This window comes from Micrococcus luteus (assembly GCF_014138885.1).
GTDB classification, from domain to species: Bacteria; Actinomycetota; Actinomycetes; order Actinomycetales; family Micrococcaceae; genus Micrococcus; species Micrococcus luteus.
The window spans coordinates 1,376,897-1,403,378 of the sequence record NZ_JACJIK010000001.1 but is presented as its reverse complement, the minus strand read 5'-3'; the positions used below and the strand labels follow the sequence as shown (position 1 = coordinate 1,403,378).

Genomic DNA, 26,482 nt, shown 5'->3' with positions numbered 1-26,482 from the left:
ACGACGACGGGCACGCACCCGACCAGGGTGCGTGTCCGTCGTCGTGTCCGGTGTCACGGCTAGAGTGCCGTGCGAGACCGTCCCACCCCCCACGTCCAGGAGGATCCGCCGTGACCGCCACCGCCGAGCCCCGCGTCCCGTCGCCGCGCGAGGACCTGTACCGCCACGTCAACGCCGGGTGGATGGACACCCATGAGATCCCCGCGGACCAGGGTGCCTACGGCGCGTTCCTCGAGCTGCGGGACGCGGCCGAGCTCGCCGTCCGGCGCCTGTGCGAGGACGCCGTGCGCGAGGTCGGCACGGGCTTCGACCCCGCCCAGGCGCGCGTGCAGGCCACGGCCGCGGCTGGCGGGCACCGGGACGTCCCGCTCGCTCCGCTGGACGAGGAGGACGCGGAGGGCACCGAGCATCCGCAGCTCAAGCGCCGGATCGCCGCGCTGTACGCCTCCTTCATGGACGACGAGACCGTGGAGGCCCGCGGCCTCGAGCCGATCGCCTCGGACCTGGCGGCGGTGGCCACCGTGTCCACCCCCGCGGAGCTGCTCGCCCTGTCCGGGCGACTGCAGCGCCAGGGCGTCTCCGGCCTCATCAACACCGGTGCCCTCAACGACGCCGGGAACCCGGGCCGCATGCTCCTGCACCTGCTCCAGGGCGGCCTGGGCCTGCCGGACGAGTCCTACTACCGGGACGAGGCCTACGCCGAGATCCTCGCGCAGTACACCGAGCACACCGGCCGCCTGCTGACGCTGGCCGGGATCGGCGCGGACCGGGACGAGGCCGCCGCGCTGGGCGTCCGGGTGGTGGAGCTGGAGAAGCGCATCGCCGCCCTGCACTGGGACCTGGTCCGCAGCCGGGACGCCGTGGCCCGCTACAACCCCATGACCCACGACCGGCTGACGGAGCTCTTCCCCCTGGCCGACGCGTGGCTCGAGGGCGTGGACGCCGCCGGCGAGCGCGCCGCGGAGGTCGTGGTGTGGCAGCCGGACTTCCTCTCCGGTGTGCAGGGGCTGCTCGAGGGACCCGAGGCCGCCGACCTCGAGGACTGGCGTCACTGGCTGATCCTGCAGGTGCTGCGCTCCTTCGCCGGCTTCCTGCCGGACGCGTTCGTGCAGGAGAACTTCTCCTTCTACGGCCGCCGCCTGGCCGGCACCGAGGAGGTCCGCCCCCGCTGGAAGCGCGCGGTCGCGTTCGTCAACGGGGCGGCCGGCGAGGACGTGGCGCAGCTCTACGTGGCCCGCCATTTCCCGCAGGGCCACGTGGCCGCGATGGACGAGCTCGTGGGCCTGCTCCAGGAGGCCTATCGCCGGTCCATCGAGGAGCTCGAGTGGATGGGCGAGGAGACCCGTCAGCGGGCGCTCGAGAAGCTGGCGATGTTCCGCCCCATGGTGGGCTACCCCTCGAAGTGGCTGGACTACTCCGCCCTCGAGGTCCACGCCGGCGACCTGCTGGGCAACGCCCGCTCCTCCTCGGAGCTCGAGTGGGAGCGGGACCTGCGCAAGATCGCGGACGGGCCGGACCCGGAGGAGTGGCACATCACGCCGCAGACGGTGAACGCGTACTACTCCCCGCTCGAGAACGCGATCGTCTTCCCGGCCGCCATTTTGCAGCCCCCGTTCTTCGACCCCGAGGCCTCGATGGCCGCGAACCTGGGGGCGATCGGCGCCGTGATCGGCCACGAGATCGGCCACGGCTTCGACGACCAGGGCTCGCGGTACGACGGCGCCGGTCGGCTCGAGGACTGGTGGACCGAGGAGGACCGCGCGGCGTTCACCGAGCGCACCTCCCGGCTGGTGGCCCAGTACAACGCGCTCTCCCCGGCCGAGGCCCCGGACCACCGCGTCAACGGCGAGTTCACCCTGGGGGAGAACATCGGCGACCTCGGCGGCCTGGGCATCGCCCACCGCGCCTTGGAGATCTGGCGGGACGAGGGCGACGGCGCCTCCCTCGACGCCGCGGCGGGGGACCGCGAGTTCTTCACCGCCTGGGCCACCGTGTGGCGTCAGCTCACGCGACCGGAGGCCATGGTCACCCGCATCGCCTCGGACCCGCACTCGCCCAACGAGTTCCGCTGCAACCAGGTGGTCAAGAACATCGACGCCTTCCACGAGGCGTTCGGCACGCGCGAGGGGGATCCCATGTGGCTGGCCCCGGAGGAGCGCGTCACCATCTGGTGATCCCGCCCGCCGGCCGGGCCCGCGGGTCCGGCCGGCGGCTCACTCGGACTCGGCGGGGTCCTGCATCCGGGTCTGACGCTCGGCGGCCAGCCGGTCCAGCAGGCGCGTCAGCGTCCGGATGTCCTCGCGGTCCCAGCGCGCCAGGTCGTCGCGCAGCCCGCGACCCGCCGGGCCGCCGCGCACTGCGTCGAGGCGGGCGAGCCCCTCGGGGCTGGCGCTCAGGAGGGCGGAGCGGCGGTCCCGCGGGTCCGGCTCTCGGGTGATCAGCCCGGCGGCCTCGAGGTCGCGGACCATGCGGGAGACCTGGGCGCGGTCCACCAGCAGGCCCTCGGCCACGGCCGAGGGCGTCATGGTCCCCTCGTTGGCCAGCATCATGAACGCCTTCATCGCCCCGACGGACAGGGCCGGGCTGAGGGCCGCCGCGTAGCGGACCATCACCTGGCGGTGCTGCAGGACCAGACGCGAGAACGCCTGCTCGAGCCCCTGGACGGCGGCCTCGAAGCCCGCGTCGTCGCCGCCTCTGCCCGGGTCCGGGGCGCCGTCAGCCACGGCGGGCCCGGACCAGCGCGGTGACGACGGCCGCCAGCAGGGCCGTCCCCGCCACGGCCAGCGCCGCGGGGACGACGGGCCGGCCGGCCACCGGCGACGCCGTCGCCGGGCGCTCGGCCGCCACCGCCCGGGACTCCTCCGGGTCCTCGGCCGGATGCTGCCCCTGCGCCGCGGTCACCACGGGGATCGGACCGGTCGCGGGCAGCGTCTGCATGGCCTCGGCCGTGGAGTGGGTGGCCAGGTCGGCGCGGGTGGCGTGGAGGCGCTCGGAGGTGGTCATGCGACCCAGCGGGATGTTCGGCAGGAACAGGATCGCGATCAGCGCGACGATTGCGAGGGGCACGCCCACGAGGAACGCGTGGGAGATGCCGGTGGCGTAGACGTCCTCGAAGATCGAGCGCAGGCCGTCGGGCATCTCTGCCACGCGTGGCAGGGTGCTGGACTGCAGGCTCTCGGACCACTCGGCGGCGTCCGGGCCCAGGCTGCGCAGGGCCGCGGCGAGGTCCGCGCGGCGCTCCTCGATGCGGTCCGGGACCACGTTGGAGACCACGGCGCCCATCACGGCGACACCGATGCTGCCGCCCAGGGTGCGGAAGAAGGTGACGCCGGAGCTGGCGACGCCCATCTGCCGCGGGTCGGTGGTGTTCTGCACCACGAGCACGAGGTTCTGCATGGTCATGCCGACGCCGGCGCCGAGCAGGAACATGTAGAGGGACACCAGCCAGAAGGAGGTGTCGTAGTGCAGGGTGCCGAGCAGGGCGGTGCCGGCGATCAGCAGGACGGCGCCGATCACGAGCCAGCGCTTCCACACGCCGGTGCGGGTGATGAGGCCGCCGATCACCGTGGAGGACACGAGCAGGCCGAGGATCATCGGGATGGTCATGAGGCCGGCCTGGGTCGGCGTCGCGCCGCGGGCCAGCTGCATGTACTGGGCCAGGTAGACGGAGGAGCCGAACATGGCCAGGCCCGTGGCGATCGAGGCGATCGTCGCGAGGGTGAAGGTGCGGTCGCGGAAGAGGGTGAGCGGGATGAGCGGCTCGGCGACGCGCAGCTCGGTCACGACGAACAGGACGGTGGCGACGGCGGCGCCGCCGAGCATCCACGCGGTGGTGGTGCTGGCCCAGTCGAAGTCGCGACCGGCGCTGGTGACCCAGATCAGCAGCAGCGCGGTGGCCGCGGTCAGGAACACGATGCCGAGGTAGTCGATGGACACCTTCTGGCGCTCGCGGTGCGGGAGGTGGAGGGTGCGCTGCACCATCACCAGGGCGACGACGGCGAAGGGCACCGCCACGAAGAAGTTCCAGCGCCAGCCCCACAGGTCGGTGATCACGCCGCCGGCGAGCGGGCCGCCCACCGTGGCCACGGCCATCACGGCGCCGAACAGGCCCATGTAGCGGCCGCGCTCACGCGGGCTGATGATGTCCGCCATGATCACCTGGCTGAGCGCGACGAGGCCGCCGCCGCCCAGGCCCTGCACGGTGCGGCAGACGATCAGGAAGGTCGGATCGTGGGTGAACCCGGCCGCCGCGGAGGCGGCGACGAAGATCGCCAGGGCGACCTGGAAGAGGACCTTGCGGTTGACGAGGTCGGCCAGCTTGCCCCAGATCGGGGTGGCGATGGCCGTGGCGAGCAGGGCCGAGGTGATGACCCAGGTGTAGGCGGTCTGGTCGCCGCCGATGTCGTGGATGATCACCGGCATCGAGGTCGAGACCACCGTGTTGGCGATCATCGAGACGAACATGCCCAGCAGGAGGCCGGTCAGGGCCTGGAGCACGGAGCGGTGGCGCGCGGCGTCGGCGGCGGCGCGCTCGAGCGAGGGGGCGCCGGCCGGCGCGACGGCCTCGGGGGCGGGGGAGGTTGGGGTCATGGGGTCCTTCGGCGGGAGGGGCGGCGCGGTGATTGACATGAGTCAATGATTGACGAGAGTCAATCATAAGGGGCGTCGGACCGGGCCGCACCCGCCGTCCGCGGTTAGCCTGGTCACGCCGGACGACGCCGCGTCCTCCCCCCGATCCGAGAGTGAGGCCCCGCCGTGACCCCCCGTTTCCTGCTCATGACCCGCCTCCCTGAGCCCGGGCTCGGGATGCTGCGCGAGGCCGGAGAGGTGGTGGACGGCGCCGACGTCGGAGGGGACGCCGCGCTCGCGCGGCTGGTGGCCTCGGGGGACTACGACGTCGTCGTCGCGGCCCTGGACCAGAAGTTCACCGCCGACGTGCTCGCCGACGCGCGGATCAGGGGCATCGCCAACTACGCGGTCGGCTACAACAACGTGGACGTGGCCGCCGCGACGCGGCGGGGGATCGCCGTCGGCAACACCCCGGACGTGCTCACGGACGCCACCGCGGACATCGCGATGCTCCTGATCCTCGGGGTGACCCGCCGCGTCCACGAGGGCGAGCGGATGGTGCGCGAGGGGCGCTTCCACGGCTGGGCGCCGGACCTGCTCGTGGGCCGGGACGTGCGTGGCGCGACCCTGGGCCTGGCCGGTTTCGGGCGGATCGGCAAGGCGGTGGCCGAGCGTGCGCTCGCCTTCGGCATGGAGGTCGTGTTCGCGCCGCGGCCGCCCGCGCACCGGGAGGTCGCGGCCGCGGAGCTCGGCGACCTCGCCGGCCGCGTCCGTCAGGTCCGCTGGGAGGAGCACGTCGAGGTCGCGGACGTCCTGTCCCTCCACGTGCCCCTGACGGACGACACCCATCACCTCGTGGATGCGGACGTGATCGCGAAGATGAAGGACGACGCCGTCCTCGTCAACACGGCCCGGGGGCCCGTGGTGGACGAGGCGGCCCTCGTCACCGCCCTGCGCGAGGGGCGGCTCTTCGGCGCCGGTCTGGACGTCTACGAGGACGAGCCCGCCCTCGCCCCGGGCCTGGCCGAGCTGGAGAACGTGATGCTCCTGCCGCATCTGGGCTCCGCCACCCGGGACACCCGCGCCGCGATGGCCGAGCTGGCCGCGCGCAACGCGATCGCCATGGCCACGGGCGCGGAGGTCCCGGCCCTCGTCAACCCCGAGGTGCGCGGCTGACCGGCGGGGCGCCGTCGGTAGACTCGGGGACCGTGACCACCCAGAACTCCGCCTCCGCCGCCGTCGACCACCACGATCAGCAGGCCGTCCGCGCCGCCAAGCGTGAGCAGCTGCTCGCCTCGGGCCGCGAGGCCTACCCCGTGCAGGTGCCGCGCACCCACGCGCTGGCCGAGGTGCGTGAGCGGTTCGACGGCCACGAGCCTGACTGGGCCTCGGGCGAGACCGTGTCGGTGACCGGGCGCGTCGTCTTCCTCCGCAACACCGGCAAGCTCTGCTTCGCCACCCTGCAGGAGTCCGGCGCGGACGGGGAGGCCGTCCGCCTCCAGGTCATGGTGTCCCTGGCCGCCGTCGGTGAGGAGTCCCTGGCCGACTGGAAGAAGGTCGTGGACCTGGGCGACTTCCTCTCCGTCACCGGCGAGGTGATCGTCTCGCGCCGCGGCGAGCTGTCCATCATGGCCTCGGCATGGGAGATGGCCTCCAAGGCGCTGCGCCCCCTGCCCGTGCTGCACGCGGACCTGAACGAGGAGACCCGCGTCCGCCAGCGCTACGCGGACCTGATCGTGCGCGAGGAGGCCCGCCGCATGGTCTACACCCGCGCCAAGGTCACCTCGGCGGTGCGGCGCACCCTCGAGGGCCACGGCTACGTGGAGGTGGAGACCCCGATGCTCCAGCTCGTCCACGGCGGCGCCCTCGCGCGTCCCTTCGAGACGCACCTCAACGCGTTCGACCAGCCGATGACCCTGCGCATCGCCACCGAGCTGTACCTCAAGCGCGCCGTCGTCGGCGGCATCGACCGCGTGTTCGAGATCGGCCGCGTGTTCCGCAACGAGGGCGTGGACTCGACCCACTCGCCCGAGTTCACCACCCTCGAGTCCTATGAGGCGTGGGCGGACATGCACGTCATGGCCGAGCGCATGCAGGAGATCATCCTCAACGCCGCGGACGCGGTGGGCGCCGGGCGTCGGCTCGAGACCGCGAAGGGCGTCATCGACCTCGACGGCGAGTGGGCCTGGGTCGCCGTGTACCCGGGGCTGTCCGAGGCCGTGGGCCGCGAGATCACCCCGGACACGGACGCCGAGACGCTGCGGGCGATCGCCGCGGAGCACGAGGTCAAGGTGGACCCCGCGTGGGACGCGGAGAAGCTCGTGATCGAGCTGTTCGGTGAGATCGTGGAGCCCACCCTGATGAACCCCACGTTCGTGTACGACTACCCGCCGGCCGCCCAGCCGCTCGCGCGCCCGCACCGCTCGAAGGACCGGGTCATCGAGGCCTGGGACCTGATCATCGGCGGCATGGAGCGCGGCACCGCGTTCTCCGAGCTGATCGACCCCGTCATCCAGCGCGAGCGCCTGACCGCCCAGTCGGCGATGGCGGCCGCCGGCGACGACGAGGCCATGCAGCTGGACGAGGACTTCCTGCGCGCCCTCGAGTACGGCGCCCCGCCCATGGGCGGCATCGGCCTGGGCATCGACCGCCTGGTGATGCTGTTCACGGACGCCGGCATCCGCGAGACCATCCTCTTCCCGCTGCTCAAGCCGGAGGCCTGACATGGCCGACTTCTGGGACTACTTCTCCGTCCTCGCCCCCTCGATCGGCCTCGGGCTCATCTTCTGGCTGGTGATGCGCTCCCTGCTGCGTTCGGACACGGGCGAGCGCGAGAGTCAGGCCCGCCGGCTCTCGGGCGCGGACGCGCGGGCGGCCCGCGAGGAGGCCGAGGCCCGTGAGTGGGCGGCCCGACGCCGAGCCGAGGGAGGGCCGGAGGCCGATCCGGAGGACCGCGCCCGCTGAGATTCCTTCCCCGGCGTTGAAGAATCCTTCTGCCCGGCTTTGTTGCGGTATTCTTGAATCACCACAAGTGCACGGCCGGAATCGTGAGCACGCGGGAAAGAACCCCGAGAGCGAAGACCGGAACCCAGGGACACGCGCACGAGAGAAGAAAGTGGGAATCACCGTTGGCACAGAAGGTAGAAGTGGTCCTCGTGGATGATCTTGACGGTTCGCCTGCAGATGAGACCGTGAACTTCGCATTGGACGGTCGCAATTACGAGATCGACCTGTCGAAGGAGCACGCCGCAGAACTCCGTGAGTTCCTGAAGCCCTACATGAAGAAGGGCCGCGCCGTGGCGCCGCCGTCGCCCAAGGTCGAGGCCGCCCAGATCCGCAAGTGGGCGGCCGAGAACGGCTACGAGGTCTCGAGCCGGGGCCGTCTGCACCGCGACGTGGTGGAGGCCTACCGCAACGCGAAGCGCAAGTGAGCGCCCCGCCCGGGTGCGTCGAGGAATCGGCGTCCCCGGGCCTCGTTCCGGCCCCTCCCGACGACGGCCGGGCCGCTTCTCCCGCTGGCGAACAGCCGCGCGGCACGCGGTCCGGGTGCGTAGTGTCGACCACGACCGTACGCAAGGAGTGTGCCCATGTTCGAGAGATTCACCGACCGCGCCCGTCGGGTGGTCGTGCTCGCCCAGGAAGAGGCGCGCATGCTCAACCACAGCTACATCGGCACCGAGCACATCCTGCTCGGACTGATCCACGAGGGTGAGGGCGTCGCAGCCAAGGCACTGGAGTCCATGGACATCTCCCTGGGCGCCGTGCGAGAGAAGGTGCAGGAGGACATCGGCCAGGGCCAGCAGAACCCGCCCGGCCACATCCCCTTCACGCCGCGCGCCAAGAAGGTGCTCGAGCTGTCCCTGCGCGAGGCGCTGCAGCTCGGCCACAACTACATCGGCACCGAGCACATCCTGCTCGGCCTGATCCGCGAGGGCGAGGGCGTGGCCGCCCAGGTCCTCGTGCAGCTCGGCGCGGACCTGAACCGCGTCCGTCAGACGGTCATCCAGCTGCTCTCCGGCTACCAGGGCGGCGCCCAGGGCGGCAAGGAGACCGCCGGCGCCGGGGTGGGCCAGGGCGGCGAGGCCGGCCAGAACGCCGGCTCCGTGGTGCTGGACCAGTTCGGACGCAACCTCACCGCGGCCGCGCACGACGGCAAGCTGGATCCCGTCATCGGGCGTGCGGGCGAGATGGAGCGCGTCATGCAGGTGCTCTCCCGCCGCACCAAGAACAACCCCGTGCTCATCGGCGAGCCCGGCGTCGGCAAGACCGCCGTCGTCGAGGGCCTGGCCCAGGCGATCGACCGCGGCGACGTCCCGGAGACGCTCAGGGACAAGCAGCTCTACTCGCTGGACCTCGGCTCCCTCGTGGCCGGCTCCCGCTATCGCGGCGACTTCGAGGAGCGCCTGAAGAAGGTGCTCAAGGAGATCCGCACCCGCGGGGACATCATCCTGTTCATCGACGAGATCCACACCCTCGTCGGGGCGGGCGCGGCCGAGGGCGCGATCGACGCCGCCAGCATCCTCAAGCCGATGCTGGCCCGCGGTGAGCTGCAGACCATCGGCGCCACCACGCTGGACGAGTACCGCAAGCACATCGAGAAGGACGCCGCGCTCGAGCGCCGCTTCCAGCCGATCCAGGTCGCCGAGCCGTCCGTCGAGGACGCCACGGAGATCCTGCGCGGCCTGCGGGACCGCTACGAGGCGCACCACAAGGTCTCCATCACCGACGGTGCGCTCAAGGCCGCCGCCGGCCTGGCGGACCGCTACGTCTCCGACCGGCACCTGCCGGACAAGGCCATCGACCTGATCGACGAGGCCGGCGCGCGTCTGCGCATCCGTCGCATGACCGTGCCGCCGGAGATCAAGGCCTACGAGTCCCGGATCGCGGAGGTGCGCACCCAGAAGGAGGCCGCCATCGATGGCCAGGACTTCGAGGGCGCCGCCCGCCTGCGCGACCAGGAGCAGCAGCTCGAGGACGAGCGCCGCGATAAGGAGCAGGCGTGGCGCACCGGTGCGGACGCCGACGTCGCCACGGTGGACGAGGACCTCATCGCCGAGGTGCTCTCCAAGTCCACCGGCATCCCGGTGTTCAAGCTCACCGAGGAGGAGACGGACCGCCTGCGCAACATGGAGGAGGAGCTCCACCGCCGCGTGATCGGCCAGGACGAGGCCATCAAGTCCCTGTCCCGCGCCATCCGCCGCACCCGCGCGGGCCTGAAGGACCCGAACCGCCCCTCGGGGTCGTTCATCTTCGCCGGCCCCACCGGCGTCGGCAAGACGGAGCTGGCCAAGTCCCTCGCGGAGTTCCTCTTCGGGGACGAGGACGCGCTCATCACGCTGGACATGTCCGAGTTCCAGGAGAAGCACACCGTCTCGCGTCTGTTCGGCGCCCCTCCCGGCTACGTGGGCTACGAGGAGGGCGGCCAGCTCACCGAGAAGGTCCGCCGCCGTCCGTTCTCCGTGGTGCTGTTCGACGAGGTGGAGAAGGCCCATCAGGACCTCTTCAACTCCCTGCTGCAGATCCTCGAGGACGGTCGCCTGACCGACTCGCAGGGCCGTGTGGTGGACTTCAAGAACACCGTGATCATCATGACCACGAACCTCGGCACCCGGGACATCTCCAAGGGCGTCATGACCGGCTTCCAGTCGGCCACGGACACCACCACCGGGTACGAGCGGATGAAGGGCAAGGTCAAGGAGGAGCTGCGCCAGCACTTCCGCCCCGAGTTCCTCAACCGTGTGGACGACGTGATCGTGTTCCCGCAGCTGCAGAAGCACGAGATCGTGGAGATCGTGGACCTGTTCATCTCCCGCCTCGGCAAGCGCCTGGCGGAGCAGGACCTGTCCATCGAGCTCACCCAGTCCGCCAAGGACCTGCTCGCGGACCGCGGCTACGACCCGGCCATGGGCGCCCGCCCGCTGCGCCGCACCATCCAGCAGATGGTGGAGGACCAGCTCTCGGAGAAGATCCTCTTCGGCGAGATCCCGGCCGGCTCCCTCATCACCGTGGACGCCACGGGCGAGGGGGAGGGCGCCGAGCTGACGTTCGCGTTCTCCGGCGGCCGGGAGGCCCTGGAGGGTGCGGACCTGGCCGAGCTCGAGTCCGGTGCCGGCGATCCGGTGGACGCCGACCGCTCCGTGTGACCTGCGGGGTCTGACCCACGACGCCGGACCGCGCGTCCGGTGGCCACGGCCCGTCGCCCCTCCCCTCGGGGAGGAGGCGGCGGGCCGTCGTGGTGCCCCCGCGGGGCGCCGGGGCCGAGGTCCGCGACACCGCCGCCGGCATCAAGGACGGCCTCGCGAAGGACCGCTGAACCGGCCCGCCTCCCCGCAGGCGCGAGAGGGGTTCCCTCGCGGCGGGATCGGTGCCACTGTGGTCTGTGACCGCTCGACGGTGGTCCTGTCTCCGCTTCGGCCCGGCACTCGCCGGGACGGCCGCGGAGCAGCCCCGAGAAGAAGGAGGCCGCCCATGGGTATCGGTGACCTGAACAACCTCGCAAACCAGCACTCGGACAAGATCGACGAGGCCGTGGACAACGCTCAGGAGCAGCACGGCGACAAGCTCGGCGAGCACGGCGACACCGTGAACAAGGGTGTCGACGGCGCGCAGGAGAAGTTCCTGTCCGGGGACGAGGGCGAGCAGCAGGCCTGAGCCTGCCGTCGACGCCGCGGGAGCCCCCGCCCGGTCCGCCGGGACGGGGGCTCCCGTCTGTCCGGGGTCGGGATGTCCGTGCCTAGACTGGACCCCATGCCTGCCGACCGCCCCCTCACCCTCCGCTCGGCGCGGACCCAGGACGTCCCGGTCATCCAGGCGCTCGTGGAGCCGCTGGCGCGGGAGCGCGTGCTGCTCCAGAAGGAGGCTGTGGCCTACTACGAGGCCATCCAGGAGTTCGTGGTCGCCGAGGAGGCGGATGGGACCCTGGCCGGCTTCGGCGCCCTCCACGTGATGTGGCAGGACATCGCCGAGGTCCGCACCCTCGCCGTCTCGGAGGCCCACCGGGGGGCCGGCGTCGGGCACCTGATCATCGAGGAGCTGCTGGGCCGGGCGCGGGCCGTGGGCGTCGAGCGGGTCTTCTGCCTGACCTTCGAGGTCGAGTTCTTCCGCCGGCACGGTTTCGAGGTGATGGCGGACCAGTCCGCCGTGGACCCGGAGGTCTACGCGGAACTGCTGCGCTCCACGGACGAGGGCGTCGCCGAGTTCCTGGACCTCGCCCGGGTCAAGCCGAACACGCTCGGCAACACGCGGATGATCCGCCGCCTCTGAGCCGCCGCACCGCGGGCCGCCCCGTACCCCGGCGAGGTCAGGCCGGGAAGGTGAGGCCGCCGTCGGCGTCCCGGGCCAGCAGCCCGTCCGACACGAGCCCGGCCACGCACCGCGCCCACTGCGCGTCCTCGGGGCGGTGCGACCCGAGCCACCCCCCGGCCACGACGACGGCGGGCACCTCCGCCTCGGCCACGCGCCCGTGCTCGCGGACGGCGGCCATCACGGCCCCGCGCACCTGACGGTCCGTGCCGGCCCAGGCCTGGCCGCGCGACACCTCCGCCGGCGGCGGGGAGCCCGCCGCGACCCACGCGCACGTCTCCGCCAGGGGGCAGCGGTCGCAGGCGGGGGAGCGGGCCGTGCAGACGAGGGCCCCGAGCTCCATGACGGCCGCGTTCCACGCGTTGGCGCGGACGGGGTCCTCGGGCATCAGGGCCTGGGCGCGGCGCATCTCGGCGCGGGTCAGCGACCTGCCGGGCAGGGCCTCACCCGCGACCGCGCGCGCGATCACCCGGCGCACGTTGGTGTCCACGACGGTCTCGGGGATGCCGAACGCGAAGCTCGCGACCGCCGCGGCCGTGTACTCGCCGATGCCGGGCAGGGCGCGCAGGGCGGCGGGGTCGGCCGGCACCCGGCCGTCGTGGCGCTCGACGACGGCCCGGGCGGCCTCCTGCAGGCGCAGGGCCCGGCGCGGGTAGCCGAGTCGGTCCCAGGCCGTGAGCACGTCTGCGGTGGGGGCGACGGCCAGGTCCGCGGGGGTGGGCCAGCGCTCCAGCCACTCCCGCCAGCGGGGCAGCACCCTCACGACCGGCGTCTGCTGGAGCATGATCTCCGAGACGAGCACACCCCACGGGGAGCAGTCCGGGCTGCGCCACGGCAGGTCCCGGGCGTGGACGGCGAACCACCCCAGGACCGCGTCGTGCAGGTGCGGCACGTCCACCGTGGGCGGGACGAGCGGGGCGGGCGCGGGCATGGCGTCCACTGTAGGGCGCGCCGCCGCCTACCCTGGATCGCATGCCGTCTCGTCCGACTTCCCCCGGGTCGAAGCCGTCCCCCGCCGTCTACCGCCGCCGGCGGCTCGTGGCCGCCCTGCTCGCCCTCGTGCTCCTGCTCCTGGTGGGGTGGGCCGTCGTGGCGCTCGTCCGCGCCGGGGCCGGTGCCCTCTCCTCCGAGGACGCCGACCCCTCCGCCACCCCGACGCCGGTGCACTCCCCGTCGCCCGCCCCGGCCACGGACGCCGAGTCCGGCTCCGCCTCGCCCACCGTGGCCCTCGAGGACGCGGCCGAGTGCCAGCCCTCGGACCTGCGGATCGCCGCCTCCGCGGACCGGTCCGAGTACCAGCGGGGCGAGGAGGCCGAGCTGCGCCTGGGCATCACGAACCTCTCCTCGACCCCGTGCCGCACGGATGTGGGCACGGCCCGGCAGGAGTTCACGATCCGCACGGCCGAGGGCGACGACGTCTTCTCCACCCGCATCTGCCAGGCGGACCCCGCGGAGGCCCAGCGGGTGCTGTACCCGCACGAGGAGCTCACCGCCGTGTACCGCTGGTCCGGCCGCGCCTCGAGCCAGGACTGCGGCCGCCTCGGCGCTCTCGCGGAGCCCGGGCCCCATCTGCTGACGGTCAGCCTCGGCGACGTCACCTCCCGCCCCGTGGCGCTGAAGATCCTCGAGGAGCTCGCCCCGGGGGCCCAGGACAGCAGCTCCTCGGCCACCCCCTCCTCGAGCGGCAGCACCTCCCCGTCGGGGTCCGCCTCAGCTCCGGCGCCCGCCTCAGCCTCGGCGTCGGCCTCGCCGTCCGCGGCGCCCGCCACGACCACTGACCTGTCGCCGTCACCATCCCGCTGAGCCGGGCGCGCCGTCAGCGGCCGGGGCCGGCCTCCGGATGCGCGGCCGGGCCGCCGCCCGTCCACGTGGGGATCGTGGCGAGGGCCTCGCCGATCGAGCCGACCTCCGCCACCGTGAAGCCCGCCGGGACGTCCCCGAGCGGCTCGGGGGAGCGGGGGACCAGGGCGCGGGTGAAGCCCAGCCGCGCGGCCTCACGCACGCGCCGCCCGATGCCGGGCACGGGGCGCACCTCCCCGGCCAGGCCCAGCTCGCCGACCGCGATCATCCCCTGCGGGACGGGGGCCGAGAGCTTCGCCGAGGCCACGGCGACGGCCACGGCCAGGTCCGAGGCGGGCTCCGAGAGTCGCACGCCGCCCACGGTGGCCACGTAGCAGTCGTCCTGGGCGAGGGCGAAACGGGCCCGTCGCTGGAGCACGGCCAGGAGCATGTTCACGCGCGCCGCGTCGACGCCGGAGACAGTGCGGCGCGGGCTGCCGCCCGCGGACGGGGTGAGCAGGGACTGCACCTCGGCCACGAGCGGGCGCCGGCCCTCGAGCGTCACCGTCACGCATGTGCCCTCGACCGGCTCCGAGACGCCCGAGAGGAACAGGCCGGAGGGGTCGTCCAGGGACTCGATGCCGTCCTCCCGCAGGTCGAAGCAGCCGACCTCGTCCGTGGGCCCGAAGCGGTTCTTCACGGCACGCACCAGGCGCAGCCGTGAGTGGCGGTCCCCCTCGAACTGGCAGACCACGTCCACCAGGTGCTCGAGCAGCCGCGGACCCGCGATGGTCCCGTCCTTCGTCACGTGGCCCACCAGGACCGTGGTGATCCCCTTCTCCTTGGCCGTGCGGATGAGGCTGGCCGCCACCTCGCGCACCTGGCTGACGCCCCCGGCGATCCCGTCCACCTCGGTGGACTGCAGGGTCTGCACGGAGTCCACGATCACCAGCTCCGGGTCCGTCCGCTCGATCTGCCCCAGTGCCCGGCCCAGGTCCGTCTCCGCCGTCAGACGCAGGGTGTCCGCGATCGCCCCGATCCGGTCTGCCCGAGAGCGCACCTGCGCCGCCGACTCCTCACCCGTCAGGTACAGCACCGAGCGCGGACCGCCGCCTCCCGCGCCGCGGGCCGTCTGGGCGGCCACGTCCAGCAGCAGCGTGGACTTGCCGATGCCCGGCTCGCCGGCCAGCAGGATCACCGCGCCCGGCACGAGGCCGCCGCCGAGCACGCGGTCCAGCTCGCGCACCCCCGTGGAGCGGAACGAGGCCAGCGTGGCGTCCACGTCCGCGATGCGCGGCGCGACCTCCGCGACCGTGGCCGCGCGCGTGCGGCCGGTGGTGGACGTCAGCCCGATCTCCTCGACCGTGCCCCACGACTGGCACTCCCCGCAGCGGCCGACCCACTTCACGGTGGTCCAGCCGCACTCGGTGCAGCGGTATCCGGGGGCGCGCTTCGGGGCGGTCTTGGTGGCCATGCGCCCACTCTAGGAGCCGGGGCGGACGCGTTAACCGGCCCGCGCACGGCCCCGCCGTCGACCGCCGGGGCCGCGCTCCGCCGTCGGGCTCAGACGCGGGGCAGGTAGGCCCGCGCCTCGTCGTGCTCGGCGCCCGTGGCCTCGATGAGGTCCACCATCATGGGCCGCAGCAGCATCACGAGCGCCTCGCCGTGCACGGATCCGCCGCCCAGCTGGTGCGGGTCCAACGTGGAGGCGGACGCCCCCAGGGCGTCCCGCGCCACGGACAGCGAGCGATGGCGGCCCTCGGCCTGGGGCTCCACGAGGGACCGGTGCAGGATCTCGACGGCGTCCGCGGCGTCGTCGAACCAGGCGGCCAGGCGCTCGCGGTCGTCGTCGTCGAGCACGCCCTCGTCCAGGACCGAGACCACCCGCCGGGCCACGATCCGCAGGGAGCGCACCGCCAGGTCCGAGCGATCCGCCGCGTTCACCGCGTCGTCCACGAAGGAGCGCGAGGAGCGGTGCAGCGGGTTGAACACGGTCTGCTCATGCGTGACGCGCAGCTCGTTGCGCAGCGCCTCCAGCGTGGTGTGCGTGCCGCGGCTGGCCACGAGCGCCATCCACGCGGTGCGGGAGTCGTCGTCCCGCAGGGCCCGGGAGAGGTCGCGCAGCACCGTGGCGATCGAGTTGTAGAGCCCACCCAGCTGACGCACCGCGGGGCGTCGCACGTCCTGGGGTGAGAGGAACGTGACGAGCAGGGCCAGGACGCCGCCCACGATCGCGTCCTGGCTGCGGACGAACGGCCCTCCCGCGCCGATGGGCAGGAGGACCACGAGGACGGACTGCAGGGACATCTGCATCGTGAACGTGGCGCCGGAGTCCAGGAACCGGGCCACCATCACGGACACGAACACGACCACCGAGGCCTGCCACAGGCCGCGGCCGAGCCCGACCATGAGCAGGTCCCCGATCAGGATGCCGACGGTGCAGCCGACGGCGACCTCGGCCACCTTGCGCAGCTTCGGCTCCCGTTGGAAGCCGAGGGCGATCAGCAGGGCGGTGGAGGCGAACAGGGGCTGCTGGTGGCCCAGGATGGTCTCCGCGAACCAATAGGCGCCCACCGCGCAGACCGCGACGAGGGCGGCCTGGCCCACGGAGGAGCGGACGCGGGACCAACCCGCACGGGCGCGCCGACGCAGGAAGCGGCCGAGGCGCTCCCCGCGGGTCTGGGGGTCGACCATCGGCACCGTGCCCGTGGCGGTGGCGAAGCGGTCCGTCATGCGGCCAGCCTAGTCCGACGCCGCGGAGCCCCCGCCGTGCGAGGCTCAACCAAGCATTGTGACCCACGGCACAGCTCATTCCTGCGAATGCCGCTCCCGTTCACCATCTGTTCACCCCGGCCGAGCACTCGATTCACCTCTGGACCGTACGGTCGAGTGCGGTGCAGAACCGGGCCAGCCGGACGCTCTGCCCTCACCGTCGTCATCCGATTGAAAGAGGCTCTTCGTGAAGGCTCTCCGCTTCGGCCGCTCCGCCGCCCTCCTGTCCGTGGCCGCCATCGCCCTGACCGCCTGCTCCTCCGCGGACAGCGGCAACGGCGGCTCCGATGCCTCCGGCTCCGCCGGCGGCGAGCAGGGCACCACCTCCGAGGTCCAGGGCAACCTGGTCGGCGCCGGCGCCTCCTCGCAGGAGGCGGCCATGACCGCCTGGACCCAGGGTGTCACCGAGACCGCTCCGAACCTGACCGTGCAGTACTCCCCGGACGGCTCCGGTGCCGGTCGTGAGAAGTTCCTCGCCGGTGCCACCTCCTTCGCCGGCTCCGACGCCGCCCTCAAGGAGGAGGAGGCTGAGTCCGCCAAGAAGAACTGCGGCGACGAGGGCGCGTTCCACGTGCCGGCCTACATCTCCCCGATCGCCGTGGCCTACAACCTGCCGGGCGTCGATGACGTCAAGATGGACGCCGAGACCATCGCCAAGGTGTTCTCCGGCGAGATCAAGAACTGGAACGACGAGGCCATCGCCGCGCAGAACGAGGGCGTCGAGCTGCCCGACACCCCGATCACCGTCGTGCACCGTTCCGACGACTCGGGCACCACCGAGAACTTCACCGCCTACCTCACCGAGGCCGCCGGCGATGCCTGGTCCTACGACGAGGTCGAGACCTGGCCGTCCGACATCACCGCCGAGTCCGCCCAGGGCACCAAGGGTGTCGTGGGCCTGGCCTCCCAGACCGAAGGCGCCATCACCTACGCCGACGCCTCCGCCGTGGGCGAGCTGGGCACCGTGTCCGTGAAGGTCGGCGAGGAGTACGTGAAGTACTCCGCCGAGGCCGCGGCCGCGACCGTCGAGAAGTCCGAGGCCAAGGAGGACGGCTCGATCGAGCTCGACCGCGCCACCGACGAGTCCGGCGTGTACCCCGTCGTGCTGGTCTCCTACCACATCTACTGCAACCAGTACGAGTCGCAGGAGACCGTGGACCAGGTCAAGGCCTTCGCCGAGTACGTCGTGTCCGAGGACGGTCAGAAGACCGCCGAGGAGTCCGCGGGCAACGCCCCGATCTCCGAGGACACCCGCAAGAAGGCCATGGAGCGCATCGAGGCCATCTCGGTCAAGGGCTGATGTCGCTTCTTGTCGGCTGACCCACCGCCGCTTCGGCCGCCGGGCCCCACGGGCCCGGCGGCTGAAGCCGCGTCAGGGCACTCGTTCGTCGCGGCCCGTCCATCACCACGCACGTCGATCTGAGGGAAGGCACCGTGTCCTCAACCACCAACGAGGCGGCACCGAAGCCGTCCAGCCTGCGCGGCCCCCGCCGCGGAGCCGCCGGAGACAAGCTCCTCTCCGGCGGGGCCCTGGCGGCCGCCGTCCTGATCCTGCTCGTGCTCGCCTTCGTGGCGGTCTTCCTCCTGACGGAGGCATGGCCTGCCCTGCAGCCGGGTGCGGAGCTCGTGTCTGCGGACTCCTTCTTCCAGTACGTGTGGCCGCTCATGGCCGGCACCGTGATGGTGTCGATCATCGCTCTGCTCATCGCCACCCCGGTCGCGATCGGTGTCGCCCTGTTCATCTCGCACTATGCGCCCCCGCGCATCGCGCAGTCGGTGGGCTTCGTGATCGATCTGCTGGCCGCGATCCCCTCCGTGGTCTACGGCGTGTGGGGCTGGCTGACGCTCGCTCCGCTGATGGTGCCGATCTACGGCTGGCTCAACGAGAACCTGGGCTTCATCCCGTTCTTCGGCGGCTCGGCCACCACCACGGGCCGTACCCTGCTGACCTCGGGCGTCGTGCTGGCCGTGATGGTCCTGCCGATCATCACCGCGCTCTGCCGTGAGATCTTCACCCAGACCCCGAAGCTCCACGAGGAGGCCGCGCTCGGCCTCGGCGCCACGCGCTGGGAGATGATCAAGATGACCGTGTTCCCGTTCGCCCGGGCCGGCATCATCTCCTCGATCATGCTCGGCCTCGGCCGCGCGCTCGGCGAGACCATGGCGGTCACCATGGTGCTCTCCGGCGGTGTCTTCTCCTGGTCGCTCGTGGAGTCCGGCAGGAACCAGACGATCCCGTCGGAGATCGCGCTCAACTTCCCCGAGGCGTTCAACATGCGCCTGCACGAGCTGATCGCTGCCGGTCTCATGCTCTTCATCATCACCCTCGTGGTGAACATGATCGCCCGCGCGATCGTGAGCAAGCACAAGGAATTCTCGGGAGCCAACTGACATGAGCACTGTCTCGACTTCTCCCCGGGCCACCGAGGACAGCGTGACGCCGCGGCGTCATTCCCTGACCGAGGGTCAGAAGCCCGGCTGGACCTGGATGGCCGTCGCAGCTGCCGCGGCCGTCGTCGCCGCCGGCCTGACCGTGCTGCTCAGCGGCGCCTTCAACGTGGTCGGTTTCGTGATCATCGCCGCCATCCTCTACATCGCGGGGCTCTACGTGGCCACGCGCGTGATGGAGAACCGGCGCCGCGCCGCAGACGGCCTGTGTCGCAACCTCGTGTGGCTGGCGTTCCTCGTGGCCCTGGTGCCGCTGGTCTCCGTGCTGTGGTCGGTCCTCTCCGCCGGTCTGCCGACCCTGATCGCCAACCCGCAGATCATGGCGTACGACATGAAGGGCATCACCGGCATCGACGACTCGGCGTGGGTGGAGGACGGCAAGCCCGCCGGCGGGCTCGCGGGCGGTTTCGGCCACGCCCTGATCGGCACCGTCGTGATCACGATCATCGCGACCCTGATCTCCGTGCCGATCGGCATGCTCACGTCCATCTACCTGGTGGAGTACAGCCGCGGCGGCTGGTTCTCCCGGGCCATCGTGTTCTTCGTGGACGTCATGACCGGCATCCCTTCGATCGTGGCCGGCCTCTTCGCCTACGCCGCGATCACGTGGGTCCTGACCCTGGTCACCGGCAGCAAGTCCACCGCACTGCAGTCCGTGCAGATGGGTCTCACGGCCGCGATCGCTCTCTCCGTGCTCATGATCCCCGTGGTCGTGCGATCCACGGAGGAGATGCTCCGTGTGGTGCCCAACGAGCTGCGCGAGGGCGCCTACGCCCTCGGCGTGCGCAAGTGGCAGACCATCGCCAAGGTGGTCCTGCCCACCGCGATTTCCGGCATCGCCTCCGGCGTCACCCTGGCCATCGCCCGCGTGGCGGGCGAGACCGCGCCGATCCTCGTGACGGCCGGCTTCGCCACCAGCATCAACTGGAACCCGTTCGACAACTGGATGACCGCGCTGCCGGTGTACATCTACCGCCAGCTGGTCGCCCCGACCTCACCCACGGCGGCGGACCCCTCGACCGCCCGCGCCTGGGCAGCCGCCCTGCTGCTCGTGACCATCGTCATGCTGCTCAACCTGGCGGCACGGTTCATCGCCAAGGCGTTCGCCCCCAAGAAGGGCCGGTGAGGCCCGGCCGCCCGGAATCCCCCGGGCGGCCGGCCCCGACCCCGTCGCACCCCCCCAGAGACTTCCACGAAGGAACAGAACCACTCATGTCCAAGCGCATCCAGGCCATCGACGTCGATGTCTTCTACGGCAAGTTCAAGGCCGTCGAGGGCGTCAACATCGACATCGCCCCCCGCTCCGTCACCGCCTTCATCGGCCCCTCCGGCTGCGGCAAGACCACTTTCCTGCGCAGCATCAACCGCATGCACGAGGTGCTCCCCGGCGCCACCGTGGACGGCCAGCTCCTGCTCGACGGCGAGGACATCTACGGGCCCGGTGTGGACCCGGTCCGCGTCCGTTCCCAGATCGGCATGGTCTTCCAGCGCCCGAACCCGTTCCCCACGATGTCCATCCGCGACAACGTGCTGGCCGGCTACAAGCTCAACGGCACCCGCCTGAACAAGTCCCGTGCGGACGAGCTCGTGGAGAAGTCCCTGCGCGGCGCCAACCTGTGGAACGAGGTCAAGGACCGCCTCGACAAGCCCGGCTCCGGCCTCTCCGGCGGTCAGCAGCAGCGTCTGTGCATCGCCCGCTCCATCGCGGTGCAGCCCGACGTGATCCTCATGGACGAGCCCTGCTCCGCGCTCGACCCGATCTCCACCCTCGCCGTCGAGGACCTGATCAACGAGCTCAAGGAGGAGTACACGGTCATCATCGTCACGCACAACATGCAGCAGGCCGCGCGCGTGGCGGACAAGACCGCGTTCTTCAACATCCAGGGCGTCGGCAAGCCCGGCAAGCTGATCGAGTACGACGACACCAACGTCATCTTCAACAACCCCTCGAGCCAGCAGACCGAGGACTACGTCTCCGGCCGTTTCGGCTGAGCCGCCCCGCGCTCCGTCCCCGACCCCGTCCGGCCGCACGCCGGGCGGGGTCGCGGCGTCTGCGGGGCCGGGCGTCGTCGTCGGGCGCGGCCTCAGGCCAGCGGGAGGAGGGCCAGCGTGCCGAGGAGGCCGAGGAGGGCGCAGGCCACCGGCGTGAGCAGCCACCAGCCGACCACGCGCAGCACGGTGGGCCAGCGCACGGACGCGTAGGTCTGCGTCTGGCCGGCGCCCACGATGGCCGCCGTCGCCGTGTGGGTGGAGGACAGGGGCAGGTGGAACACCAGGGATCCGACGAACAGCAGGCCCGCGGGGATGACGGCGGCCACGGACGCCCGCAGGGGGTCGAGGCGCACGAGACGCTCGGTGAGGGTCCAGGCGATCCGCCAGGCGCCGCCCAGCGTGCCGAGCCCGACCGCGAGGGCGAACAGGAACGCGCCCCCCACGAACTCGGCCGTCAGGGCGTCCGGCGCCAGGACGGACCCGGACCCCACCAGCACGGCGGCCCACAGCACCCCCATGCGCTGACCGGCCTGCAGGCCGTGGCCCATGGCCATGGCGCTGGCGGAGATGCCCAACGCGACGCGGGCCCGGTGCTGGACGTTGACCGTGGTGCCCCGGGTGGCGAGCCGCATGGCGGGGGCGGTGAGCAGGCGGGCGAGCGCCCACGCGATCAGGGGCGAGAGCAGCAGGCTGAGCAGCACCTCGGCGCGGACGAGGTCGAAGATGGTGAGGGCGACGTCGATGTCCAGACTCAGGCGCACGGCGAGGTGGCTGCCCGCCAGCGCGGAGATCAGCGCGTGCGTGCTGGAGCCGGGCAGGCGCCGCCACCACAGCAGCAGACCCCACACGAGGGTCACCACGCAGGACACGCCCACGGCCAGGGGGCCGATCTCGCTGCGCACCGCGGGCGAGGTGAAGTAGTGCACGCTCAGCGTGATGAGCCCGATGCCCAGCAGCGCGCCCACGGTGTTGACCGCTCCGGTCAGGAGGAGGGCCCCGCGCGGTGTCAGCGCCCGGTACCGGACAGGCAGCGCCGCGGCGTTGGGGGCGTCGCGGAACCCCATCAGCGCGCCGACGGCGCACAGCAGCACGAGGACGACGGCGAGCCCCGCGGTCACGGCGCCTCCACCGGCTCAGGACTCACGGACGAGCACCATGCCCAGGTCCATGTTCACGCGGGAGAGGGCCTCGAGCGCCGCGTGCAGCGCCCAGGCGACCTCGCGCTGGCGGTTGTAGTCGCGCTGCAGCAGGTCCATGCCGAGGTCGGCGAGCCACTCGACCATGATCCGCTCCGTGCGGCGGGAGGCGCGCAGCAGCTGCATCCACGTGGCCTCCAGGGCGTCGAGGTCGCGCATCTCGGCGGCGCCGCGGGCGAGCAGCTCGGCCTGCCGCCCCACGGTCTCGAGGACGTCGAGGGCGTGCGTCGGCAGCTCCTCGAGGTCGGCCCGCTGGATCAGCACGCCCGCCGACACGACGCGCCGGGTGGTCGCGTGCACGCCGCTGGCCAGCCGGTAGAGGTCCTGACGGGGCAGCGGAGTCACGTAGGCGCTGCGCAGCGCGGTGAGGAAGGCCATGAGGGTGGCGCTCGAGGACGAGTCGAGCTCCTCGAGCTCACGGGCGGCACGGTCCGCCTCGGGTCCGCGGGTCCCCGCGACCTGGGCCACCAGATGCACGGACCGGTGCAGGGCCTCGGCGAGGTCCGCCATATGGCGCAGCGCCGGGGTGTCGCGCGTGAAGAGCCAGGGCATGCGGGGGGACATGGGCAGCGGTCGCTCTCTCGTCGACGGGTGGCGAAGGGGTCGACGACGACGCCGGACCGGGAACGCCTCTCGGCGGAAGGCCGCTCGCAGCGGCTATGTGTTGGAGCCCGGGGTTACCAGCGGCCCGGCGCCGTCCCCATCAGTCTAGCGATCCGTCCCGAAACGCTCGACCCGCCGCCTCCAGGGCGTCGGCGGTGCTGACCAGGCGCGCGGCCCGGCGGGTGAGGGCGGCGGCGCGGTCCGGGGCGGCGGCCTCGGAGCCCTCGGCGTGCTCGACCTGGCCCAGGGCCACGACGCGGGCGTAGGCGGCGGCGCGCTCGAACGCGACGTCGATCTCGGAGCGGTAGGCGCCCGTGAGGATCGTGTCCGTGAGGCGGCGCAGCTCGGCCGGCCCCGGCGGCTCGACGGCGCCCGCCACGACGCGCGAGGCGTAGGCGGCGTGCCCGGCGCGGTACCAGGCGGCCCAGCGTTCGCCGTCGCGGGCCGTCGCCTCCTGGAGCACGTACAGGCGCCACAGGGCGCCGGCGAGCGAGACGGGCGGGGCGTCCGCCCACAGCTCCGCGAGCGTCTCGACGCCGAGCTCGTGGACCAGCCCGACCAGCCGCTCGACGACGGCCGGGTCCTCCTCCGCGCGGCCGCCGGCCACGAGGGCGTGGGCCAGGCGCGAGGCCGCCGCGGCCACTTCCTGCGGGTCTTCGCCGCCGGCGAAGTGCGTGAGCTCCTGCGGCTCCGAGAGGCGGGGCCGGTGCGGGCGCAGCACGCCCGAGGCGCTCGAGCTCGCGCCGCGGCCGGCGGGCAGGCGGTGACGTGCCATGGGCGGGCTCCCTTCGAGGGCGCATCGGGGTGGGGACGTGGTCGCCGGCGGCGGCGGCCCCGTCCACGGTAGTGCCCCGGACGCCTGGGCTACCATCGGAGGGCACCCGCGAGGGTCGCCGTCGTCGGCCGCACGCCGTCGTCGTCGGCCGCGGGTGAGGGCCTTTAGCTCAGCTGGCAGAGCATCGGACTTTTAATCCGCCGGTCGCGGGTTCGATCCCCGCAGGGCCCACGCGAAAACGGCCCCTGACTAGGCATGATGCCGAGTCAGGGGCCGATCCCGTTGGGCACCGGGGGCCGCGATCCACCCTTTACCCACCCGATTCACTTTAGGGGACCTCCCCCTCGCCGCCCTCCGCGTCCCCCCAGAACCCGGCCAGCGCCGCCGTCATGTCCGCCGCCTCCGGTGCCTTGGCCCGGTAGTGCGTCCGCGTGACGGCCTCCCCGGAGTGGCCCAGGTACGCCGACGCTGCGGCCAGGCCCTCTGTGTCCGCCAGCCGCGTGGCAACCGTCTTGCGGAACGTGTGCGGGGTGACCCACTCGAATCCGATAGCCTCCCGCGCTGTCCGCCACTGCTTCCGGTAGTTCGACGGGTCCCGGAGGGTCCCAGTGGACGACGGGAACACCATCGGGGACACCAGGCCCAGGTCCATGGACCGTTCCCACCGGCGGCGGAGCATGTCCGCCGTGTGCGCGTCCACGGTGTACGTCTGGACGGACCCGGCCGACTTGGGGTGATCCTGGCGCACCGCGCCCCCGCGGCCCGCCACGACGACGGCACCCGTGATGGCCACCTTCCGGGCGTCCACGTCCACGTCCTGCCACCGCAGGGCCAGCGCCTCCGAGATACGGCACCCCGTCGCCAACATGACGTCCACGACGTCCAGCAGATCGTCCGGCCGCCGACGCCTCCCATTCACCGGCGGCTCCGACTGCCAGGCCGCCAACTTCCGCCGCAGGACCCGGACGTCCGCCGGCGACAGGGCGCGCACCTCCTTTCGTGGGACGGAGATGGGGGACACCTCGCGGAGTGGGTTCCCCTGGATGGCGTCATGCCGGGCGGCTAGGCCGAGGACGCCGGACATGACCGTCCGCGCCACCTTGGCCGAGGGTGCCCCGTGGTCCCGCGCGATGCCGCGGAGGAACGCCTCCATCCGGGACGTGGTGCATTCCCTCACCCGGAGTTCCCCGACGCCGCCGCGGGCCTTGCAGACGTGCAGGTCCACGGTGATCCGGTACCGCTTCACGGTGTTGGCCGCGCGGCCACGGGCCTCCACCTCTGCCAGCCATAGACGGGCGACGTCGCGGACGCGCGTGTCCGGGGTGACCTCGCCGGCGGGCGGGGCAGTGCGGGCGCGGAGGCGGGCCTCCAAGGTGCGGCGGGCGCGCTCCTTGGACGATGCGCGGGCCTCTACCTTGCGCGTCACGCCGTCCAGGTCGCGGACCTTGGCCATGGCGCGGAACACGCCGGGGGCGACCTCCAGGGGGTCGCTGATCCGCCCCCAGGTGCCCACGGCCAACGGAGGGCGCGGCATGGTCAGTCCTCCTCGTCCGCGGTGCCGTCCAGGCTTCCGCCCGAGTAGGTCAGGCTGGGGCCATCGTCGTCCAGAATGTCCGTCGTGGCGCGGACCGTGGGTTCGTCGTACACACCCGCGGCGCGGAGGTACTGCTCCCAGGCTTCAACGGTGCTGATGTCCTCCCCGTCACGTTCGGCCTGGCGTCGCGCCTCGTCAACCTGGAGACGCCAATGGGATTCCCGATGGAACTCCACGCGCTGACGGAGCGCGGCGTCTTCCGCGGCAACAGTCCGAACGCGCTCAATGGCCTCCCAGTACGCACCATCCGTCTCCCGCTTCACGTGCGCCAGCCGGGTTGCGCTCTCTAGCGTGGCCCACAGGGCGGCCACGTCGCCGGGAACCTCTTCACCCAGTAGGACCTCCGGCCGGACCTCGAATGCGCGGGCGTAGCCCACGAGTTCGTCCACGGTCACCCGGCGTCCCTGCTTCTCCGTCTTCTGGATGCCGCTGGGGTGGACGTCGCATCCCACCGCCTTCATGCGGGCCGCCAGGTCGGCGTATGACCATCCACGGGCCGCGCGGAGGATGGCCACCTGTTCGGCCACCTGCCGCTCCTTCTCGATGGTGCGGTCTTTGTACGTCGCAGGCATGGACGCCTCCTAGTTGTCGCCATTGCGGAACGGTTCCATATCGTAGCGGGTTGCTAGAGCGGGATCATCTGTGTACCGTGTTGGATGTCAACCGTTCCAAAGAGGTGCACCAGGAGGAAGCCCATGAGCGCCACCGCCCCCACCCCCATCTCCGTCCGCCCCATCACCCACCTGTCCCCCCAGGACCTCGCCGCCCGCGTGGGCGTCCCGGTCGCCACCGTCTACAACTGGCGGTCCACCGGCTACGGCCCCCGCGGGTTCCGCGTCGGGAAGCACCTCCGGTACCGCCTGGCGGACGTGGAGGCGTGGGAGGACGCGCAGGTGGCCGCCGAGGACGACCGATGAGCGCGCCGGAGTCGCACGCTGCCGCCGCCGTCGCCGTTCGACGCATCCAGGCCCAGGCATGGGCAGACGGCTACGCCGCGGGCCTGGTGGACGAGTTCCACGGCGTCACCCGGCCGAACCCCTACGCCCTGGACGCCGGCCCCGAGGACGACCGGTGAGCGCCCCCGACCGCTACCGCCTGGACCCCGCCGTCCTAGATGTGGAGGGCCGCGTCCCCGTCGCCGGCGCTCGCCTCCCCTCCGGATGGGTCCGCGCAGCCACAGCAGCCGCCCGCGCCATGGGGGAGCCGTTCACCCCGGCCCGCCTCCGCGCCACGCTCCCGGAGCCGGTTCACCCGGCCCACTTCGGGGCCGTCGTCCGGCACCTCCACGCGGCCCGTGTGATCCGTCCTGCGGGCTTGGCCCTGGAGCGGTCCCCGGGCGGGTCCGCGCGGCCCGTCCGCGTCTGGGAGGCCGTCCCCGTGAGGGCCGAGGACCCTGCGGAGGACACCGCCACTCCCGCCGCATGAGCGGCACACCCACCACCCGCATCACAG

Annotated in this window: 26 protein-coding genes and 1 tRNA gene; 17 read left to right on the top strand and 10 right to left on the bottom strand. The window is 72.4% G+C overall.

The genetic code is table 11. From position 1 onward, the window contains the following. Positions 1-110 precede the first annotated feature (110 nt). Complete coding sequence (locus HDA34_RS06425; protein WP_134377532.1) at positions 111-2,174, top strand: M13 family metallopeptidase; 2,064 nt, start codon at positions 111-113, stop codon at positions 2,172-2,174. Positions 2,175-2,213: 39 nt separating this feature from the next. On the opposite strand, the gene HDA34_RS06420 is transcribed toward HDA34_RS06425, so the two are convergent. Both HDA34_RS06420 and HDA34_RS06415 read right to left on the bottom strand, forming a co-directional pair. Then, on the bottom strand, positions 2,214-2,723 hold the full coding sequence (locus HDA34_RS06420; protein ID WP_036314817.1) for a MarR family winged helix-turn-helix transcriptional regulator: 510 nt from the start codon (positions 2,721-2,723) through the stop codon (positions 2,214-2,216). Next, entirely contained in the window at positions 2,716-4,590 is a 1,875-nt protein-coding gene (locus HDA34_RS06415) for an MDR family MFS transporter (protein WP_044658624.1), read from the bottom strand. Before HDA34_RS06415 ends, HDA34_RS06420 begins: the two co-directional genes overlap by 8 nt. Before the next feature lie 165 nt (positions 4,591-4,755). Between HDA34_RS06415 and HDA34_RS06410 the strand changes: the two genes are divergently transcribed. The 7 genes from HDA34_RS06410 (at position 4,756) to HDA34_RS06380 (ending at position 11,832) form a co-directional block, all read left to right on the top strand. Beyond that, positions 4,756-5,745 (top strand): 2-hydroxyacid dehydrogenase, encoded by a 990-nt coding sequence (locus HDA34_RS06410; protein ID WP_134377531.1) that lies wholly within the window; start codon positions 4,756-4,758, stop codon positions 5,743-5,745. 32 nt (positions 5,746-5,777) lie between these two features. Next, entirely contained in the window at positions 5,778-7,292 is a 1,515-nt protein-coding gene (gene lysS, locus HDA34_RS06405) for a lysine--tRNA ligase (RefSeq protein ID WP_134377530.1), read from the top strand. Position 7,293: 1 nt separating this feature from the next. Then, positions 7,294-7,533, top strand: a complete 240-nt coding sequence (locus HDA34_RS06400; protein WP_002856071.1) for a hypothetical protein — start codon at positions 7,294-7,296, stop codon at positions 7,531-7,533. 164 nt (positions 7,534-7,697) lie between these two features. Continuing rightward, the gene (locus HDA34_RS06395; RefSeq protein WP_036314827.1) at positions 7,698-8,000 is read left to right on the top strand and encodes a histone-like nucleoid-structuring protein Lsr2; all 303 of its coding nucleotides are present in this window, start codon (positions 7,698-7,700) and stop codon (positions 7,998-8,000) included. A 156-nt stretch (positions 8,001-8,156) separates the two neighbouring features. Further along, positions 8,157-10,712, top strand: a complete 2,556-nt coding sequence (locus tag HDA34_RS06390; protein ID WP_063189116.1) for an ATP-dependent Clp protease ATP-binding subunit — start codon at positions 8,157-8,159, stop codon at positions 10,710-10,712. Between the two features lie 325 nt (positions 10,713-11,037). Next, on the top strand, positions 11,038-11,220 hold the full coding sequence (locus HDA34_RS06385; protein WP_041104640.1) for an Rv0909 family putative TA system antitoxin: 183 nt from the start codon (positions 11,038-11,040) through the stop codon (positions 11,218-11,220). Between the two features lie 96 nt (positions 11,221-11,316). Further along, positions 11,317-11,832 (top strand): amino-acid N-acetyltransferase, encoded by a 516-nt coding sequence (locus tag HDA34_RS06380; protein WP_065572796.1) that lies wholly within the window; start codon positions 11,317-11,319, stop codon positions 11,830-11,832. A 37-nt stretch (positions 11,833-11,869) separates the two neighbouring features. Here the strand turns inward: HDA34_RS06380 and HDA34_RS06375 are convergent, their stop codons facing one another. Further along, positions 11,870-12,802 carry an iron-sulfur binding domain-containing protein gene (locus HDA34_RS06375; protein ID WP_182496706.1) on the bottom strand — a complete coding sequence of 311 codons (933 nt, stop codon included), beginning with the start codon at positions 12,800-12,802 and terminating at the stop codon, positions 11,870-11,872. A gap of 41 nt (positions 12,803-12,843) precedes the next feature. On the opposite strand from HDA34_RS06375, the gene HDA34_RS06370 reads away from it, so the two are divergent. Next, positions 12,844-13,674: a hypothetical protein gene (locus HDA34_RS06370; RefSeq protein WP_134377528.1), complete on the top strand. Its 831-nt coding sequence runs from the start codon at positions 12,844-12,846 to the stop codon at positions 13,672-13,674. Positions 13,675-13,687: 13 nt separating this feature from the next. Here HDA34_RS06370 and radA read toward each other — a convergent pair whose 3' ends face one another. Together radA and HDA34_RS06360 are read right to left on the bottom strand one after the other, a co-directional pair. After that, positions 13,688-15,124: a DNA repair protein RadA gene (gene radA / locus HDA34_RS06365; protein WP_069941089.1), complete on the bottom strand. Its 1,437-nt coding sequence runs from the start codon at positions 15,122-15,124 to the stop codon at positions 13,688-13,690. 89 nt (positions 15,125-15,213) lie between these two features. Continuing rightward, a complete protein-coding gene (locus HDA34_RS06360; protein ID WP_134377527.1) occupies positions 15,214-16,383 on the bottom strand; it encodes an FUSC family protein in 1,170 nt (389 codons plus the stop codon). 226 nt (positions 16,384-16,609) lie between these two features. Between HDA34_RS06360 and pstS the strand changes: the two genes are divergently transcribed. The 4 genes from pstS (at position 16,610) to pstB (ending at position 20,862) form a co-directional block, all read left to right on the top strand. Further along, complete coding sequence (pstS, locus tag HDA34_RS06355) at positions 16,610-17,722, top strand: phosphate ABC transporter substrate-binding protein PstS (protein WP_060974250.1); 1,113 nt, start codon at positions 16,610-16,612, stop codon at positions 17,720-17,722. A 134-nt stretch (positions 17,723-17,856) separates the two neighbouring features. Next, positions 17,857-18,813: a phosphate ABC transporter permease subunit PstC gene (gene pstC, locus HDA34_RS06350; protein ID WP_134377526.1), complete on the top strand. Its 957-nt coding sequence runs from the start codon at positions 17,857-17,859 to the stop codon at positions 18,811-18,813. A gap of 1 nt (position 18,814) precedes the next feature. Further along, the gene (pstA, locus tag HDA34_RS06345; protein WP_036384203.1) at positions 18,815-19,996 is read left to right on the top strand and encodes a phosphate ABC transporter permease PstA; all 1,182 of its coding nucleotides are present in this window, start codon (positions 18,815-18,817) and stop codon (positions 19,994-19,996) included. Positions 19,997-20,082: 86 nt separating this feature from the next. Next, a complete protein-coding gene (gene pstB, locus HDA34_RS06340; RefSeq protein ID WP_036384205.1) occupies positions 20,083-20,862 on the top strand; it encodes a phosphate ABC transporter ATP-binding protein PstB in 780 nt (259 codons plus the stop codon). A gap of 92 nt (positions 20,863-20,954) precedes the next feature. Here pstB and HDA34_RS06335 read toward each other — a convergent pair whose 3' ends face one another. The 3 genes from HDA34_RS06335 to HDA34_RS06325 form a co-directional block, all read right to left on the bottom strand. Further along, the gene (locus tag HDA34_RS06335; RefSeq protein ID WP_129867085.1) at positions 20,955-21,980 is read right to left on the bottom strand and encodes an inorganic phosphate transporter; all 1,026 of its coding nucleotides are present in this window, start codon (positions 21,978-21,980) and stop codon (positions 20,955-20,957) included. A 15-nt stretch (positions 21,981-21,995) separates the two neighbouring features. Then, positions 21,996-22,622: a hypothetical protein gene (locus tag HDA34_RS06330; protein WP_129867084.1), complete on the bottom strand. Its 627-nt coding sequence runs from the start codon at positions 22,620-22,622 to the stop codon at positions 21,996-21,998. A gap of 139 nt (positions 22,623-22,761) precedes the next feature. Next, positions 22,762-23,436 (bottom strand): hypothetical protein, encoded by a 675-nt coding sequence (locus tag HDA34_RS06325; protein WP_036339116.1) that lies wholly within the window; start codon positions 23,434-23,436, stop codon positions 22,762-22,764. A 158-nt stretch (positions 23,437-23,594) separates the two neighbouring features. Here HDA34_RS06325 and HDA34_RS06320 point away from each other — a divergent pair. Continuing rightward, a tRNA-Lys gene (locus HDA34_RS06320) sits at positions 23,595-23,667 on the top strand. Positions 23,668-23,764: 97 nt separating this feature from the next. Here HDA34_RS06320 and HDA34_RS06315 read toward each other — a convergent pair. Then, complete coding sequence (locus tag HDA34_RS06315) at positions 23,765-24,970, bottom strand: tyrosine-type recombinase/integrase (protein WP_134377525.1); 1,206 nt, start codon at positions 24,968-24,970, stop codon at positions 23,765-23,767. 2 nt (positions 24,971-24,972) lie between these two features. After that, entirely contained in the window at positions 24,973-25,602 is a 630-nt protein-coding gene (locus HDA34_RS06310) for a helix-turn-helix domain-containing protein (RefSeq protein WP_134377524.1), read from the bottom strand. A gap of 123 nt (positions 25,603-25,725) precedes the next feature. On the opposite strand from HDA34_RS06310, the gene HDA34_RS06305 reads away from it, so the two are divergent. Genes HDA34_RS06305 through HDA34_RS06295 form a run of 3 tightly spaced genes read left to right on the top strand, consistent with a single transcriptional unit; the run spans position 25,726 to position 26,455 of the window. Next, complete coding sequence (locus HDA34_RS06305) at positions 25,726-25,947, top strand: helix-turn-helix transcriptional regulator (RefSeq protein ID WP_182496705.1); 222 nt, start codon at positions 25,726-25,728, stop codon at positions 25,945-25,947. Continuing rightward, positions 25,944-26,105, top strand: a complete 162-nt coding sequence (locus HDA34_RS06300; protein ID WP_166795226.1) for a hypothetical protein — start codon at positions 25,944-25,946, stop codon at positions 26,103-26,105. Before HDA34_RS06305 ends, HDA34_RS06300 begins: the two co-directional genes overlap by 4 nt. Beyond that, on the top strand, positions 26,102-26,455 hold the full coding sequence (locus tag HDA34_RS06295) for a hypothetical protein (protein ID WP_134377522.1): 354 nt from the start codon (positions 26,102-26,104) through the stop codon (positions 26,453-26,455). The genes HDA34_RS06300 and HDA34_RS06295 overlap by 4 nt, the downstream gene beginning before the upstream one ends. Positions 26,456-26,482: the final 27 nt, after the last annotated feature.